The 16,998-nt window shown below is 61.7% G+C and carries 16 protein-coding genes; 3 read left to right on the top strand and 13 right to left on the bottom strand.

Going from position 1 to position 16,998, the window contains the following annotated elements; translation table 11 throughout:
- Positions 1–9 precede the first annotated feature (9 nt).
- Positions 10–522: a DoxX family protein gene (locus tag ACYVNQ_RS03660; protein WP_460900912.1), complete on the top strand. Its 513-nt coding sequence runs from the start codon at positions 10–12 to the stop codon at positions 520–522.
- Positions 523–710: 188 nt separating this feature from the next.
- Positions 711–1,220 carry an RNA polymerase sigma factor gene (locus ACYVNQ_RS03655; protein WP_460900911.1) on the top strand — a complete coding sequence of 170 codons (510 nt, stop codon included), beginning with the start codon at positions 711–713 and terminating at the stop codon, positions 1,218–1,220.
- A 126-nt stretch (positions 1,221–1,346) separates the two neighbouring features.
- On the opposite strand, the gene ACYVNQ_RS03650 is transcribed toward ACYVNQ_RS03655, so the two are convergent.
- The 13 genes from ACYVNQ_RS03650 to ACYVNQ_RS03590 form a co-directional block, all read right to left on the bottom strand.
- Positions 1,347–1,988: a DUF1109 domain-containing protein gene (locus tag ACYVNQ_RS03650; RefSeq protein WP_460900910.1), complete on the bottom strand. Its 642-nt coding sequence runs from the start codon at positions 1,986–1,988 to the stop codon at positions 1,347–1,349.
- Positions 1,985–2,560: a sigma-70 family RNA polymerase sigma factor gene (locus ACYVNQ_RS03645; protein WP_460900909.1), complete on the bottom strand. Its 576-nt coding sequence runs from the start codon at positions 2,558–2,560 to the stop codon at positions 1,985–1,987. The genes ACYVNQ_RS03650 and ACYVNQ_RS03645 overlap by 4 nt, the downstream gene beginning before the upstream one ends.
- A gap of 220 nt (positions 2,561–2,780) precedes the next feature.
- A complete protein-coding gene (locus tag ACYVNQ_RS03640; RefSeq protein WP_460900908.1) occupies positions 2,781–5,147 on the bottom strand; it encodes a bifunctional acetate--CoA ligase family protein/GNAT family N-acetyltransferase in 2,367 nt (788 codons plus the stop codon).
- A 122-nt stretch (positions 5,148–5,269) separates the two neighbouring features.
- Positions 5,270–5,983 (bottom strand): fimbrial protein, encoded by a 714-nt coding sequence (locus ACYVNQ_RS03635; RefSeq protein WP_460900907.1) that lies wholly within the window; start codon positions 5,981–5,983, stop codon positions 5,270–5,272.
- 605 nt (positions 5,984–6,588) lie between these two features.
- On the bottom strand, positions 6,589–8,190 hold the full coding sequence (locus ACYVNQ_RS03630) for a peptide chain release factor 3 (RefSeq protein WP_460900906.1): 1,602 nt from the start codon (positions 8,188–8,190) through the stop codon (positions 6,589–6,591).
- A 193-nt stretch (positions 8,191–8,383) separates the two neighbouring features.
- Entirely contained in the window at positions 8,384–10,936 is a 2,553-nt protein-coding gene (locus ACYVNQ_RS03625; protein ID WP_460900905.1) for a fimbria/pilus outer membrane usher protein, read from the bottom strand.
- Positions 10,937–11,247: 311 nt separating this feature from the next.
- On the bottom strand, positions 11,248–11,994 hold the full coding sequence (locus tag ACYVNQ_RS03620; protein WP_460900904.1) for a fimbrial biogenesis chaperone: 747 nt from the start codon (positions 11,992–11,994) through the stop codon (positions 11,248–11,250).
- A gap of 199 nt (positions 11,995–12,193) precedes the next feature.
- Entirely contained in the window at positions 12,194–12,760 is a 567-nt protein-coding gene (locus ACYVNQ_RS03615) for a fimbrial protein (RefSeq protein ID WP_460900903.1), read from the bottom strand.
- Positions 12,761–13,063: 303 nt separating this feature from the next.
- The gene (locus tag ACYVNQ_RS03610) at positions 13,064–13,630 is read right to left on the bottom strand and encodes a fimbrial protein (protein ID WP_460900902.1); all 567 of its coding nucleotides are present in this window, start codon (positions 13,628–13,630) and stop codon (positions 13,064–13,066) included.
- A 523-nt stretch (positions 13,631–14,153) separates the two neighbouring features.
- Positions 14,154–14,444: an H-NS histone family protein gene (locus ACYVNQ_RS03605; RefSeq protein WP_460900901.1), complete on the bottom strand. Its 291-nt coding sequence runs from the start codon at positions 14,442–14,444 to the stop codon at positions 14,154–14,156.
- A 107-nt stretch (positions 14,445–14,551) separates the two neighbouring features.
- Complete coding sequence (locus ACYVNQ_RS03600) at positions 14,552–14,758, bottom strand: hypothetical protein (protein ID WP_460900900.1); 207 nt, start codon at positions 14,756–14,758, stop codon at positions 14,552–14,554.
- A 440-nt stretch (positions 14,759–15,198) separates the two neighbouring features.
- Entirely contained in the window at positions 15,199–15,483 is a 285-nt protein-coding gene (locus ACYVNQ_RS03595) for a hypothetical protein (protein ID WP_460900899.1), read from the bottom strand.
- A gap of 64 nt (positions 15,484–15,547) precedes the next feature.
- The gene (locus tag ACYVNQ_RS03590) at positions 15,548–16,132 is read right to left on the bottom strand and encodes a BON domain-containing protein (protein ID WP_460900898.1); all 585 of its coding nucleotides are present in this window, start codon (positions 16,130–16,132) and stop codon (positions 15,548–15,550) included.
- 205 nt (positions 16,133–16,337) lie between these two features.
- On the opposite strand from ACYVNQ_RS03590, the gene ACYVNQ_RS03585 reads away from it, so the two are divergent.
- Positions 16,338–16,919 (top strand): thioredoxin family protein, encoded by a 582-nt coding sequence (locus ACYVNQ_RS03585; protein WP_460900897.1) that lies wholly within the window; start codon positions 16,338–16,340, stop codon positions 16,917–16,919.
- Positions 16,920–16,998: the final 79 nt, after the last annotated feature.

The raw sequence follows: 16,998 nt of genomic DNA, 5'->3' as shown, positions 1-16,998 counted from the left end.
TATCGCGCAATGAAGAACGCTTGCCGTCTGGCAGAAACAGTCGCATCCCTGTTGACGGATCGCACAAGGCTAGCTCATTGGGCTGCGCTGCCGCTGCGCCTGATCGTCGGATATGGGTACATGGCACATGGGTACGCGAAGATCATCAAGCATCCCGAGGCTTTCGCGAACATCCTGCATGCGCTCAACGTGCCGGCACCGCATCTGATGGCATGGGCCACGATCGTCATCGAGCTGGCGGGTGGCTTCGCGATGCTGGTCGGCGCCTTCGTGCCGCTCATCAGCATTCCGATGGCGGTGGTGCTGGCGGTTGCCACGTTCACCGTGCATCTGCAGTTCGGCTTCACGTCGATCAAGCTGATGGCGGTCACTGCGGCGGGCCCGCAATTCGGACCGCCGGGCTATGAAACGGATCTGCTGTATCTGGCCTGCCTCGCTGCGCTGGTGCTCGGCGGAGCCGGACCGTTTGCGCTGGATGGGTGGATCGCCAAACGGCTGCGTGCGCCGCGCGCCGCTGCGTAAACGCAAACGAGTGCACATGAGCGCACACGCCACACACGTGACGCCGCATGAACCCGCGTGACGCTTGCATGCGAAGCGCAGATTTCGACAGAGACGATGCCGTCCCCGCATTCGATGCGTCGTTGCAGACGCATCGAACGAGGGACGGCGCCAGCACGGGAGCCCGGCTTGAACCGGCGAATCAAACAATGAGCGTCGGCGACGATATGCTGCACCACGTGCCGCGCCTGCGCCGCTATGCGCGTGCGTTGCTCGGCAACCGCGAACTGGCGGACGATCTGGTGCAGGACACGCTCGAGCGCGGCCTGCGCTACGCGTCGCGCTTTCGCCCCAACTCCGATCTCGCCGCGTGGTTGATGACGATCATGCACAACGTGTTCGTCAACGACGTGATGCGTCCGGCAAGAATCAGTCAGCACGTTGCGGTAGACGAAGCATGCGTGATCGAAAATGGGCTCTGCGTAGACGGCAATCATGCGCGCCAACTCGAGATGCGCGACCTCGACAGCGCGTTGCAGCAGTTGCCTGCGGAGCAGCGTGAAGTGGTGCTGCTGGTCGGGCTTGAAGAGATGAGCTATGCCGAGGTGGCGCAAGCGTTGAATGTGCCGATGGGCACGGTGATGTCGCGTCTTTCGCGAGCGCGCGGCAAGTTGCGCACGCTACTGCTGCGGGAAGAACAGAGCGTGAGCGTGAAGTAGGCTGGATGATCGATATATTCGATCAGCGAAGGCGGTACGCGATGGGGTTCGATGTACCGCTTCCGTTATGCGGGTGTGCTGCAAAGCGCCTGCCACCGCGAGCAGGCGCGACACATCGCGGCATGCTTACCAGCGCAGCACCAGCCTGCCAAGCAACGCGCCCACCACAGCCGGAATCGCCATCCCGAGCAGATACCACGTCGCCCAGAACGGCACACTGGTTTCCGGACAGCGCAGGCAATACGCGAGCGCGCCCACCGCCCCGGCCAGCAAGCCCGCCGTTGCGCCCGCCAGCGGCAGGCGCGTCGGCGCAAGGCTGCGCACCGCCGCGAGAATCGCGACGAGGCCCGGCGCCGACAACAACGCGATGTTCAACGAGCAGGTGCGCCACGTATGCCCCATCAGCAGCGCCAGGCGCGCTTCCTGCGGCGCAAACCACAGCACCGCGAGCGCGGCGATCGATGCCAGCGCAACCGGTGCGGCGAACCCGCTCCACACGCGGCCTAGCGCGGCACCGGGCCGCGACAGGCGCGCCGTCGCGACAATCGCCGCGCAAGCCAAGGCCAACGGAAACGCGACCTTGACCCAGAAAGCCGGCCGCACGATCAGCGCAGGCAGATCGGCACGCACGCCATAGATGGGCAGCAACAGCACCAGCGCACCACACACCGCGCACAACAACGCGTAGACAAAGCGCCGCTCGACGCTGCGCGGGTTCACCGGCGCAACGTCGGCCGCGAGGGTTGCAATCAGGTTATCGGTTCTCATGTTCTCCCACCACGTATCTTCAATGCCAACGCCTTGAGCCCACGATGCACGCCGATCTTGACCGCAGGCTCGGAAAGGCCGGTCAGGCGCGCAGCCTCCTCCACCGACAAGCCCTCGATCTTCACGTGCAGAATCGGCAGCTTCTGGCGGTCGGGCAACTGGTCGAGCAGTTTGCCGAGATCGCGCCGCGCTTCCGCAGGCTCGATCGAGGGTTCGGCCAGCAGGTCATGCACGTCGTCGAGCGGATCGTTGAGCGCTTCACGCCGTGCGTGCGCGCGCAGAAAATCCACCATCTTGTAGCGCGCGATCGCGTGCACCCATGCGGTCAGCGGTTCGTCGCGCCGATAGGTATGGCGTCCGCGGTGAATCGCGAGCAGCACTTCCTGCACGATGTCTTCGCTGTCGTCCAGCAGGTTGGGCAAACGCCTGCGCAAGAATGCGCGCACGTGGGTGGCCAGTTCTTGCAGGAACATGCGGTACGCGGCGGAATCGCCGTCGAGCGCACCCAGGAAGAGCGTGCGTAGCCGCTCTTCCACCGGGTTGAGGTCGGCGGTTTCGGTACTTCGGGTCATCAAGGGTGACTGCTTGCGCAGCGACGGTTTCTGCGTAATTCCGACTCGCGGCCTGCCCGAAAATTCCGGGACTTGCCTCGTAGTTCGATGCGCAGCGTGCATTGGTTACAACGCGGCGGGCTTTTTTATTGTTGCTAGCCGGATGGCGATCGTGCGCCTCTACGCCCGTATGCTCGCAGCAGGTTTAGTGAAGGCATTCTGCAAGTTTACTCGCTGCATATCACTCTTCGGGCTCGTCGAGCGCCAGTCTGAAGCCGACCACGGCCGGGTCGTCAGTGGTGTGCACGGTGAAGCCGCGGGCTTTCGCGAGGCCGATCATGCCGGCATTTTCGCGTAGTGCCTCACCGACCAGCCAATGCGTGCCGCGCGCCCTTGCGTACGCGATGATCCTTTCCATCAACAGACGGCCGAGCCCCTTGCCCTTCTGGTCCGAGCGGACCGCGATCGCGAATTCGGCGGTCTCGTTGTCCGGATCCGCGATCGCGCGCACCACACCGAGCGTATGCGTCGTACCGTCGTCGCGCTGCACGGACGCAATCAGCGCCATCTCGCGGTCGTAGTCGATCTGCGTCATGCGCGCGAGTTGCGAATGATCGAACGCACCTACTGCGCCGAAAAACCGCAGGCGCAGGTCATCCGGCGTCATTGCCTCGACGAATTCGCGGTGCGCAAGTTCGTCTTCGGGGCGGATCGGCCGCACCGTCAACGGCACGCCGTGCCAGTCGACTACGTGCTCGTAGCGGCGCGGATACGGCACGATCGCAAACCGGCTGCGCGTTGCCGACAGGCGAATGTGCGGCTCGACCACGGCCACGCGCGTCTTCATCACGCTCAGCGTGAGCTTCAGGCCGACAATCTCGCGAATATCGCAGACCGCCTGCGATACCGCCGTCAACGCCGCGAGCACCGGCTCCGGATCGATGTGCCGCGCGTATGCGGAGTTCGACACGAGGTCGCGCGATAGGATCGGATTGAGCGGCGGCAAGCCGTATACGCGCAGCGGCGGCGCGATGCCGTCGTCGGATGGCGCGGTAAAGCGGAACACCGGGCCGAAGTTGTCGTCGTCGTGCAGTTCCACCGTGATGTCGACGATCACCGGTTCCGCCGCCGGCTGATGCGGCGACCGCGCGACGAGCCCGAAGTGGGCGAAGAGGCGCGCCGCGGCGTCGCCGTCGAGCTCGGTAAGGCCCGCCTTCAGCGCCGCGCAGGCTTGCGCCTGCGCGGCATCGACCGCCTCCGGCACGCGCGCGGGCAAGCCCTCCGGCGTCTGCATCAGCAACTCGCGGCCGAGCCGGTAGTCGGCAAGCCGTGCAAATGCGCGCGCGAGGCGCTGCGGCGTGGTGTGCACCGGGATGCCCTGTTCGTGCAGCGCATCGCGCAAGCAGGTATCGATGCCACCGAAGAAACACGCGAGCAGCCCGCGGTAAGCGTATTTCCGATGCTCGATCAGCACGCGCGCGACGTCTTCCACTGGCGCGCTGTGCGTCGATGCATGCACCACGAAGGCGGTGCCCGAATCGTGATGCTCCGCCAGCACCTTGAGCGCGGCGCCGAAGTGCTCGGGGCGCGCATCGCCGCCGAGCAGCAGCGGATTGCCGATCACCGCGCGCGGCAACACCGCGCCGATCTGTTCGGCAAGCGCGTGCGCACAGGGGGCGAGCGTGTCGCCGGCCGCGCGGAACGCGTCGCTCGCGAGCGTCGCGACGCCGCGGTCGCTGGTGATCAAGGTGGCCGTCGAGCCCGCTGCGACGCGGCCCACGCCGAGCGTTTCGATTTCGTCGAGCAGGTCGTCCAGCGAATCGACGCGCACCATGCCGGCGCGGCGAAACGCTGCGGTATAGAGCGCGTCGGCGGGATCGTGACGCCCTGAACGCAGCGCGAGCACCGGCTTGTTGCGCGCTGCCGCGCGTGCCGCCGACATGAACTTGCGCGCGGCGCGCACGCTATCCACTTCGAGCAGGATCGCGCGCGTGCGTGGGTCGCTCGCGAGATAGTCGAGCACGTCGCCGGCATCGATGTCGGCCTCATCGCCGAGTGCGACCGCGTGCGAGAAGCCAAGGCCGCGCGCCTGCGCCCAGCCGAGCACCGCATTGGTCAGCGCATTCGACTGCGACACCCACGCAACCCCGCCCTCTTTCACGGTGCACGAAGGCGCGCCGAGATGCGCGTGCAACGCCGGTGTGACGGCGCCGAGGCTGCCAGGGCCGAGAATGCGCAGCAGATGCGGGCGCGCGGCTGACAGCGCGTGCCGCAGGTGCAGGCGGTCTTCGTCGCTGCGCGCTTCGCCGACGATGATAGCCGCCCGTGTGCCGCGGCCGCCGAGCTTGTGAATCACCGTCGGCCACGTGGCGGGTGGCGTGCAGATCACGGCGACGCTCGGCGCTTCGGGCAGATCGCCCGCGTCGCCGACGGCGGCGTGGCCATCGAGGATGTCGTATTTGGGGTTGACTGCCCACATCGGGCCGGTGAAACCGCCTTCGAGCAAGCGCCGCCACACCATTGCACCGATGCTGCCGGCGCGCTGCGAGGCGCCGATCACGGCGACCGATTTGGGGCAAAACAGGGCGTCGAGATTGCGAACGGTCACGGGCGCTCCGCTGGGTTGGGCGCGCAGCGGGGGCGCTGCGCGCGTATTTCAGCAGGATAGGCGAAGAGTCGGGGTAACGGGCGACGGGAGCTTGATGGGGCAGGTTGATGTCACGACGTCATTTACTGGTAAGACATGGTAAATGTCGCCACTCCGCTCACCGTGCCCGGGCGCACCGTCGCTGCGGTCTGGATGTATTGAACGGTCAATGGAATCTTGAGTACGCCACCGCTCGGAGTGCCGACAAGCCACTGATTCTTGTTGCCTGCGATGGCCGAATCGGGACCGTAGCTCACCGGGCCGTTGGCGTTCAGGATTTGCAAGCCGACGCCTTGTGCCGTCGAATCGGGCTTTAACGTTAGGGTGTTTGAAGTGTTCGTCGGCTTGGCGTTGTCGGTCAGCGTGATGAATACGCGGCTTGACGACGGGCAAGTCAGATCGATCGATGTGGTTTGCGCACCTGCCGTCGTGCCTACTTTGGTGAGCGTGCGCGGCGTGACTGCTGGCAACTGGACTGCAATGCTGGGCGTTGTCACGTTACAGGCAGAAGCAACTATGGAGCTCGAGTTTGCCGCCAGGATGACCCTGAATACTCTCCCGCCGTTCGGGTTCGCGTAGAAAGCCGCGATTTGATCCGGAATTCCCGAACCGCCGGCCGGATTGACTGATAACGGGCCTGAGGATACGGGACCGGTAACCTGAAATTGGACCGTTACATAAATACTCTGCACAAAAGTCGCATTAAGCCCGCCGGGCCCAGTTGACGCTTTCCAGGTCGAGTCTATACTGCCGTTGCCGAACGCATTGCCGCCGTAAATAATAGCGATATATCCCACGCCAGACACCGACGTAGCCCCCTTTCTATCCGTGACGACGGGCCCGTCTCTGATCGCCCAATACATTGAATCGTCACCGCTGCATGTTGCAAACTTGAAGCCGGCAGTCGCGCCGGCTATTTGTACAGAGGTGGTGTAAATTGCGGTCCCGATCGCGGCGTTTGAAGGCACACTAATGCTGGATGGCAAGGTGATAGAAGTGGCACCTAGGTCTTTAGTAGGTGTGCACCCCGCCATTGCATGAGGGCAGAGGAGAAACAACGTCATTCCGATGCAAGTCAAGGCCACAACCGGAATTGTTCCCCGCCTCCTTAATGCAACGGCATATGACCTTATGCACCGTTGCCCCGCCAGACCATTTCGAAATCGCCTTCGCGCGAGATAGTCGAGTGCTGCCCCATTCGCGATCGTGAACAAGAACGCGTTAAATCCGACTTGATTGTCGTCGGTAGATTTCCATCGACTTGCTATGGCAGCGCGGCGAGCATCCATAAGCGGCCTCCTGTGTCCAGCGGCGTGGAGCGTGACTCCACATCGCTATCACACAGAATAGGCCAGCTTGCGCCGACCCGAGGCACGCTACACGTCGAATTCCGCGGAATACATCAAATCGATTTGGTAAACGGCGCGCCGGAACGCTCGCGCAATTCATTGAAGACGATTTTCGGCCACGCTTTCTGCGCGACTTCGATCTCGGAGATATGCGACGCCAGATAAGTGGGCGCATTCGACGCATCGTAAGCAATCCGCGCCGCGTAAGCATCCATAAAGCGGCGCAACTCACCCGCATCGTCGCAGGTCACCCAGCGCGACATCTTGTAGCGTGCCGACATCATCCGCACATCGACCTTGTACTCGGTCGACAGCCGGTGCGACACCACTTCGAATTGCAGTTGCCCGACCGCACCAAGCACCATCAACCCGCCCACAACCGGTTTGAAAACCTGAATCGCGCCTTCTTCGCCAAGTTGCCGCAGCGCTTCGCCGAGTTGCTTCGAACGCATCGGGTCCACCACTTCGACAGTCTGGAAGATTTCCGGCGCGAAGAACGGCAGACCGACGAATTGCAGATCTTCGCCTTCAGTCAGCGTATCGCCGAGGCTGAGCGTGCCGTGGTTCGGGATGCCGATGATATCGCCCGCGTACGCCTCGCTGACCGTCTCGCGACGCTGCGACAGGAACGTCACCACATTGTTCGCGCGGAACATCTTGTTCGAACGCGTGACCTTCAGCGCCATGCCGCGCTCGAAACGCCCCGAGCACACGCGAATGAATGCAACCCGGTCGCGGTGCGCGAGGTCCATGTTCGCCTGCACCTTGAACACCACGCCGGTGAACTTCGGCTCGTCCGGCTGCACCGGGCGCTGCACGGTCATGCGCGCGGAAGGCGGCGGTGCGAGATCGACCAGCGCATCGAGAATTTCCTTCACGCCGAAGTTGTTGATCGCCGAGCCGAACAGCACCGGCGATTGCTGGCCCGCGAGGAACAGGTCGCGATCGAAAGCCGGGGTCGCACCGGTGATCAGTTCGACCTCGTCCTTGGCCTTGCTCCACGCGTAGCCGAAGCGCTGCTCGCCCGCTTCGTCGCCGATGCCTTGCAGCGTCTCGACGGCGCCGCCCAGCGTGTCCTGCCCGGCGCGGAATACGCGCACCTGGTCACGCTGAATGTCGTACACGCCCTGGAAATCCTTACCCATACCGATCGGCCACGTGAACGGCACCGCCGCAACGCCAAGATGCTGTTCGATTTCGTCGAGCAGATCGAGCGGCTCGCGCACTTCGCGGTCGAGCTTGTTGATGAACGTGACGATCGGCGTCTTGCGGCTGCGGCACACTTCAAGCAGCTTCAGCGTTTGCGCTTCGACACCGTTCGCGCCATCGATCACCATCACCGCGGCGTCGACCGCGGTCAGCACGCGGTAAGTGTCTTCGGAGAAGTCTTCGTGGCCCGGTGTGTCGAGCAGGTTGATCACCGCTTCGCCGTACTCGAACTGCATCACCGAACTCGCCACCGAGATGCCGCGCTGCTTTTCGATCTCCATCCAGTCGGAGGTGGCGTAGCGGTTGCTCTTGCGGCCCTTCACGGTGCCTGCAATCTGGATCGCGCCCGAAAACAGCAGCAGCTTTTCCGTCAGCGTGGTTTTGCCCGCATCAGGGTGGGAGATGACCGCGAATGTGCGGCGGCGTTTGAGTTCGGAGAGTGACATGGATAGATGTGTCCGGTTTGGCGAATCTGCCTGCGGGCAGAAGTACCATTGCGTCGCAAAGGAGGAGTTTCGCGACACATCCGGCGGAAAACGGCCGAAAGCGGGATGATACACGCGTGCAGCCTGCAGGGTGGCAAACACGCGGCGCGGGTGCCGACTGGTGCGGCTCGGCGCCGTGCGGCGCGACGCCCGTTCAGTTGCGTGGGACGGGCGCCTGACCGGGCTGCGCCGGCGGCGCCGTTCCGGCAACGCAATGCCCCTGAACTGACAAATATGGCGCGTCCACCTCGCCACTCGCCTTCGGCAACGCGTATTCCACCGTGCACTGCTGCGCCGGTTCGTCGCCCCACTTCACCGTAAGCGTGCCCGTATCTTCCAGGCCGCGCGCGAAAATCCGGCTGTCCTGCGCCACCACGCCCACATTGCGGCCATTCTGATCGACCACTTCCGCACCGAACGGCAGCGCGTCGCCCGCGACTCGCGGGGCCTGAATCAACGCCGCGCGGCCCGTCACGGTTTTGTATCTCAACATCACCACCGAGCCAAACCGTGGCACCGCGCGCTCAGAGGTCGATTCGAACTCGACGTCCGTCGACGTGCCCTTCGTATCCAGATCGACGGTGTTGATTCCATATGGCGTCAGATACGGCACGACGGCATAGCCGCTGCGATTGATCGTCACGCCCTGTGCGCTTGTCACATGTGCGCCTGCGGCCCCTTTCGCCTCGACAATCGCAAAAGTATCGCCGACCGTCTGCGAGAACGTCACGCCGCCCGGATGCGCGACAATCGATCCGCTTACACCGGCCGAGACCTGCGCAGAATGCGCACCGGCGCTCGCCGATGCCGTCACTTGCGTCACCGGTGCACGATACATGCCGCTCACGCCCGCATTGCCGCTGCCCGCACCGGCATTCTTTGCATACGTGTCATACACGTTATACGACAGCTGATCGTCGTTACCCAGCGTGCCGCTGAGATTCGCTTGCAGATTCGACGCATCGCCGCTATTCGACAGATTGGTGGTCAATAGCGGCGCATGCGGTGTGTGTCCAAGCGGAATCGTCATGCTCAGCATCACTTCGTTCGACATCGAGCCGTTCGCGTTGCGCGTACGGCCGGCCGTGATGGTGTACGTGCCAAACTTGAAGCTGTTCGAATAGCCCGCCTGAAAGAAGCTATCGCTGCCGCTGCGGTTCCAGTAGCGCTGCGTCGAGGCCGTCACGAATACACTGCCATACCCTTTCAGATTCTGATTGAGCGTCAGTTGCACGCGGCCACGTTCGCGATCGATCGTATTCAGATCACCGCCATGCCGCACTGCGTCGCGCAATGCGGCAGCATTGGAGAAGCTCATATAACCGGCCGTCGAATAACGGTATGCGGCCACCGTAATGCTAGTGTCGGTCGGATCGATGAATTTGCTGTACCCGATGCGCAGGCTCACACCATGCATCGCATCCTGGCCTGGCACCTGCGTGTTCGCTGCCGTGAGGTCCGTCGAAAACGCGCCATACTTTGTATTCAACGCAGCGCCGAAGTCTGCTGCGGCGTATCCGTTCGAAGCAATCGCCCCCCCATATAGCGTCAACAGATTGCTGACGCCGTGCTGCAGCGTGAATTGCGCAAACACGGGCCGCGCTTGCAGCGAGTCGTTGCGCAGTTGACCGGCGGTTACCGCAAAACGTGTCGTGCCCGGCCGCAGCGACTGCGCGACTGAAGCGTACGGCACCGTAAAGGTCTTCGTACGACCATCCGCTTCGGTGACAGTCACGTCGAGATTGCCACCGTATCCGGTTGCGTAAAGATCGTTGATTTCGAATGGCCCTGGCGACACCGTGGTTTCGTAGATCAGCTGGCCGTTCTGGCGCACCGTCACGCGTGCATTAGATTCCGCCGTGCCGCGCACCACCGGTGCATAGCCGCGCAGCGACTCGGGCAGCATGCGGTCGTCGGTCGCGATCTGTGCGCCGCGAAACGACACGCTGTCGAACACATCCCCCGTCGTGTATGCATCGCCGAGCGTGACCTGCGAGCGAAGTTTCGCGACATCGTGCTGCACATAGGTTGCAACGTTGTCGAAGTTCGTCGCCTGTCCGCTCGCCGCGGTCAGCGACGATTGATGACGGAAATGCCAGGCGCCGAGGTTCAGGCCGGCGTTCAAGCCAAGATACTCCTGCGTCGAATGCACGCCGGGGCCATCGGTGCGATACGCGTTCGCGTTGTAACTGACGAAGCCGGCATTGACGCCGCTCTCCCACATTTCCGGCGGGACGTAGCCGCGCGCCGAATTGCGCAGATACTTTTGCGGGACCGTCATGATCATTTTCTGTTCGGAGAATTCGAATTCGACCGTGGCGCCCGGCACCACCGCCGCGAGTTCGACACAGGCTTGCGCGTCTGCGGTCGGCGCCGCTTCGGCGCCCGCTGCGCCTGCATCCGCTGCGGCCTTCGCGAGGTCAACGCCGAATGCCTGCAACTTGGCGCGACTAAAGCATGGCTGCGCATTCTCGTTTTTGGCGACGGCGATAAAGCGGACGTCCTCGCGCGCGATGCGCGCGTCGTTCAACCAGATATCGACCGAGTAGATTCCCGGCGCAACAAGGTTGCCTCGCGCGAAGCGGGTAACGTCTGTGGTCTGCCCCGGGTCGGTGCGCAAGAAGGTCGTGTCGAATAGAACGTCGCCGCCGGTTGCGGGTTGCGAGTCCGGCGTAGCTGCGATTGCCGTGTGTGCACCGCCCAGCACTGCGAATGCAGATAGAACAATCCGCGTAATCGGCTTGAGATCAATTACAAAAACATCAGATTCAACGTTTGCAATTGAATTTTGACGGCGCGTGATCTTCATCGTCCGAATTCGAACAGGTAACCGCGATCGTTAAATTGCAAACAACTTTGCTAATTTTCGATTGATCAATAGCGAGGACGATTCCGACTTACGAGATAAATCCTTGAGATTCGGGCCTGCTCGCGCAGCGCCGTCGCCTGCGATGAGTCTTGGAGAGACAGGAAGTGTATGGATAGGCCCGTGCGGGCAGAAGCCGTTCTGAACCAGCCTTATTGCCGCAGCGGTGCGTCGCCCGGCAACGCGCCGCCGTAGTCGTTGATGACCGTAAAGCGTACCGTCGCCTTACCTGAAACGGCCTGCAGCTTCGGCACCGCAATCACCGCCGTGCCGCGCGGCGGAACCATGCCGCCGGTTTCGTTTCGCCATGTCTGAGATCCTTCGACGACGTCGATTTCACTGAACGACACGTAGTACGGTGTCGGGTTCGATACCGACAGCGCCTGCCCGTTGCCCTGCGGTGCCGCAACGAGTTTCCATTCCAGCTGACGCGGCGCCTCGTCCACACTGCCCGAAAGCTTTTTCGGACGCACAAAGACCTTGATGCGTGTGCGGAAGGCGAATTGCAGGGAATTGACGTCGGCCTTCGGTTCCGCCTTCGGCGGGATGTCGAGCACGTTGAGCCAATACACGGACTCGCGATCTTGCGGCAATGTAGCATCGCCGCTGAAAATCACCCGCAGCATTTGCGTCTTGCGCGGCTCCATCCGGAAGATCGGCGGCGTGATCACGAATGGAACTTTAGTCTCGCCCGGCTTCGATTCCGCGTTGCCGTCGTCCATCCATACCTGCACCAGCGACGGATTCTTGCTGTCGTTTTCCAGCTTGACGGTCACTTCGCGTTGGTCCAGCGGATAGATGACCCGTGTACCACCGATCGTCACGCTGGCCGAGGCGCCTCCAGCGAACAGCGCGGTAACCAGGCTGCAACCGACTGCCATTTGAACGAGTGCTTTCATCGCATTCATCCTTTGCATTGAATAAATTCAATTCATTAATCGTTATATTTGCAAACGCACTTTAATTTTTATTGACGTGACATACCTTATTAATCGAATCGTCCATTCAGAATAGACGCATCGGGCTTATCACGCAAAGTCGAATGAAAAACGCGGCCCGAAGGCCGCGCATATAACGATCGATGTCGCGAAGAGTGCGTTACTGGTATTGCATCGTGTATTGCACCGAGGCATTCACGCCGCCCGCCTGTGCCTTGCCGGTCGCGTAATACTGGGCGTAGTACTGCAGCACAGCCGCCCCACCGGTGATCGCGGCGCCGTTGCTGGCAAGGTCGTTGTTCGCGCCGGTCACGATGTTGATCGGCTGCATGTTCGCATTCAACAGACGCACTTGGACGTTTTGTGCAGGGCTGGTGATAATCGTGTTTTTCAGATTGCCCGTGGTCTGGTCCACCGTCGTACCGTTTTCGAAGCGGGCCACGGCTTTGGTCGCCGCGCCGGAACAGCCGCTCAGCGTCATGCGGATGTCGCTCGGGTTAGAAGTGCCGGCGACCGCGCCCGCCTCGGCAAGCGCACCGGCTTGCACCTTCGGCAGCGAGACCGAAATGTCCGCCGGTGAGCCGCTTGAAGCGCCATTGATCGAACAGGTCGTATCCGATACCGAACCATTGATCAGGATCGTGCCGTCCGCGGCATGCGCGCTGAACGAAACCAGGCTAACGAAACCAGCAGCGACGAGAGCGAGAGAAGAATTACGCAGTTTCATATTTGACACTCCAAAGAATCGAATAATTGATGCCGGAAAAATCGGCGACGTATCGGTTTGCGTCATCTGACGCCACTGGCCCCAGCTGATCTCATCGTTCAGGCCGCGTTACCGCGGCGTTGCTTGAAGCGTCGGAGCAGTGATCGGGTTGAACAGAATCTTAGACATCACCCATATAAGAATCTGTAAGACGACTCTTAAATTTGAGACGGTTGCCTTGGCAACGGATGTAAATGAACCGTTGCGATCGCGATAGCGCAGCCCGAAGGCCACGCAATAGAGATCGAAGTTGCAAAGAGTGCGTTACTGGTATTGCATCGTGTATTGCACCGAGGCATTCACGCCGCCCGCCTGTGCCTTGCCGGTCGCGTAATACTGGGCGTAGTACTGCAGCACAGCCGCCCCACCGGTGATCGCGGCGCCGTTGCTGGCAAGGTCGTTGTTCGCGCCGGTCACGATGTTGATCGGCTGCATGTTCGCATTCAACAGACGCACTTGGACGTTTTGTGCAGGGCTGGTGATAATCGTGTTTTTCAGATTGCCCGTGGTCTGGTCCACTGTCGTACCGTTTTCGAAGCGGGCCACGGCCTTGGTCGCCGCGCCGGAACAGCCGCTCAGCGTCATGCGGATGTCACTCGGGTTAGAAGTGCCGGCGACCGCGCCCGCCTCAGCAAGCGAACCGGCTTGCACCTTCGGCAGCGAGACCGAAATGTCCGCCGGTGAGCCGCTTGAAGCGCCATTGATCGAACAGGTCGTATCCGATACCGAACCATTGATCAGAATCGTGCCGTCCGCGGCATGCGCGCTGAACGAAACCAGGCTAACGAAACCAGCAGCGACGAGAGCGAGAGAGGAATTACGCAGTTTCATATTTGACACTCCAAAGAATCGAACAAATGAAGCCGGAAATCGGCGGCACGTCGGCGCACGTCATCTGACGCCACCAACCCTGACCGGTCCCATCGTTGCGCCACGTTGCCGTGGCGTTCTTGAAGCGTTGGAGCAGTGATCAGGTTGAAGAGAATCTTAAAAACATCAGGGATAAGAATCTGTAAGACGACTCTTAAAAATTGAGACGCTTGCCTCGGCAACGGATTGTCAGGAACCAGTGCCGTCGATAGGTGAGCGTTTTCGGGAGCCGTGCAGCGAACGCCTCGCGCGGCCACTGACGAGCCGCTGCGGCCGACCGTAGCAACATAAGCAAACCTGCTGCCGCAACCCGCTATTCAGGCGCTATAACGCGCAGCAGCGCCCTATGACGCCACCAAAAGAAAACGCCGCATCGTTGACCGATGCGGCGTTGTCGAAGCTAAAACAAAGAGAAAGGTGAGGACTTTCGGGACCCGTGGAACAGTCGGGCCAAAATGCGGCCCGCTTTAAAATTGCCGGCGGCTCATTCTTCGATCAGAAAGCGTTCGCGATTCTTGCCGGCTAGCCAGCCCGGCGCACGGCCGCGGCCGCTCCATGTTTCGCCGGTCTTCGGATTGCGGTACTTCGGCGGCAGCGCCTGCTTGCGCGCGACCGGACGCTTGCTGGAAAAGCCGAGTTCCTCGGCAGTGATGCCGTAGTCAGCGATCTTCTCCTTGATCTCAGCAATGGCCTGAGCCACTTCTTTATCGCGAGCGGAAGCCATTTCCTTATGAAGTTTTTCGAGTTGCGCAGTGAGTTGCTTATAGGTGGCCATCGGGCATCTTCTCCTTTCGGTGTTTGGTACGGCATTGTGACCGTAACAGACCCAAAAAGTGCCGGGTAGCCTCGCTTCCCCCAACATGCAACACGCGCGATGACGGCTCAGCGCTTGTTTTGCCTCGCTTCGAGGGCGTTCAATGCCGCACTGAGCTTCCTCACGCGGTCGATCTGTGCCGGCACCAGAACCTCGCTGGACACCGAATTGATCCGGTTTCGCCAATAAGACAGAGGAATGCTGTCACCCGGTGCAACTCGCGCAATGATCTGCTCGAGATGGGCAATGTCCTTTTCGATCTGGTCGTGATTCATCGCTATCCCCGTCTTTATCCGGCGTGCCGCCGATTCCTATAAGCGCACGAGCGATGCCCGCGAATAGACCGGCTACGCCATTTCAAGGGAATTATTCATTTCTTGTTGCAGACTCTTCCGAAATAGCGCGAAAGAACGGTCGGCTCGATTTCGCGGGCGGCGTCGTTAGCAAGCAATATAGAGGCAGCCGGGAAAGCCGTCGGTGGGCCGCCGCACGGAAAGCGACGGCCCGCGGCCGCACGCAACCGGTAAGAAAGGAACGAATAACGAAATTGAAAAGAGCCGTGCTTCGTCTTATGCACGCCGGATCAACCGTTTGACTGCGGGTTTAGCGACGGCAAGCAATTGCATCGGCGAATCGCGATAAAAACGGCAATCGCGCAAATCCGTGCGCCGGCTCGATCGGACCCGCGATGGCCGGCGTAAGGTGTATGGCCGCTTTATTTCCGCCGGCAGGCGTAGAGCAGGTTGCGCGTGCCGTTTTCCACGGTCTGGCGGACTACTTCATAGGCGCCGCCGCCGCAGGCGGCCGACGCCTGCTGTTCGCAAGAGTCCGAGCCGTTCGGACATTGCACCAGCGTGGTCGGGCTGCCATCCGACGCGAACAGCGGTGCGCTGCTGCCGCAGCCCGCCAGTGCGGCAAGCGCCGCCAGTGCGGCGGCCGAGCCGGCCGCATGCAACCACACGCGAACTGGGCGCGGTGCGAAGTGATGACCTCGTTTCATAGAAACCCCGATTGACCCCTTGTTATTCGACCACGCGATTGTGCCATGTGCGCGTTGCATTGCGTCATTGCGCTTCGCCTGGCGCGACGGGCCGATCGGGTGCGGCAAGCGTCTTGTAGGGAAGCGGGCCGCGCGCGTCGCGGCCAAGCCGCACGAACACCTGCTCGACGTCCGGAATCGCTTCGAGCTGGCGGCGCAACGCCTGCCGGTCGAACGACGCCGGCGCGCAGCCTTCGGCGTAGACAAAGCGGCGCTGTACGGTAATCCACAGGCTGGTGCCGTCGAACGTATGCGGGTCGGCGAAATGCGCGTGGATTGCCGCGGCAATCGGCGCGTCGTACAGGTAGGAATTCGGCTTCGTGCATTTGTGCGCGAGCCAGCAGGTGGTGCCGCGCTCGACGCGATAGTGCGCGTCGTCCTCCATTTGTGCGTGCGTCATCAGCGGGCCGAGCGGAACCGGACAATCCGCAAAGGTGTTCGACAATGCGAAGAAGGGGTCGTTGAACCAGTTCTGGCGCGCTTGCGTGGCCGATGCCGACGATGCAGTTGACGCCGCGGCCGGTTGCGCACGCAACGGTCCGCTCGCGGCGGCGAACAGCGCGGCTGCCACGCATACCCCCACAGTATGTCGGTCGATCCGGCGTGCCATGGCACCTCCTCGCATCCCGATTTAAATCGGCCAACCGCATTTATAGCGCAATGGGATGCGCTGCTCACGCATTCGATGCATTTCCTATGACAAATACCCGACATGCACTCATATACAAATCGATTCACATAAAGCGGACCGAAGACAAGGCGCCGATACAAACGCGTTCTCTAATGCTCTGGAAGACCTTTAAAGGAGAATTGCCATGTTCAATCGTCCCAGTCTCAGGACTGCCATGTTGGCTGCCGTTGTCATCGCGGTCGCGGGGTTTGCCGCGTTCGCCTCCGGCAGCGGTTCAGGCATCGGGCCAGGCACTTCCGCGGCTGCGCTGCAGCGCGGCGCCAGCGCACCCAACTTCACCGGCATCGATACGTGGCTCAATAGCGCGCCGCTCGACCTGACGCAACTGCGCGGCAAGGTCGTGCTGGTCGACTTCTGGACTTTCGACTGCATCAACTGCGCGCATACGCTGCCTTACGTGAAGGACTGGCACGCGCGCTACCACGACAAGGGGCTCGTCGTAGTCGGCGTGCATACGCCGGAATTCGCGTTCGAGCACGACACAGGCAACCTGAAAAAGGCGATCAAACGATTCGGAATCGAGTACCCGGTTGCGCAGGACAACCAGTACGCGACGTGGAAAGCGTACGGCAACGAGTACTGGCCCGCACTCTATCTGATCGATCAGAACGGCAAACTGGTGTACAGCCACTACGGCGAGGGCAGCTATGCGCAGACCGAACAGGCGATTCGCGGCCTGCTCGGCCTTTCGCATCAGCAGGGCTAATATGCGGGGCTAACTAACATGCAGGGCTAACATGCAGGACTAGCGCGGCCGGTGCGGCCGCGCGCCGCATTACAGCCGT

It is taken from the genome of Paraburkholderia jirisanensis (assembly GCF_054782355.1).
The sequence above is the reverse complement of the archived record's forward strand: the minus strand, read 5'-3'. Positions and strand labels throughout refer to the sequence as shown.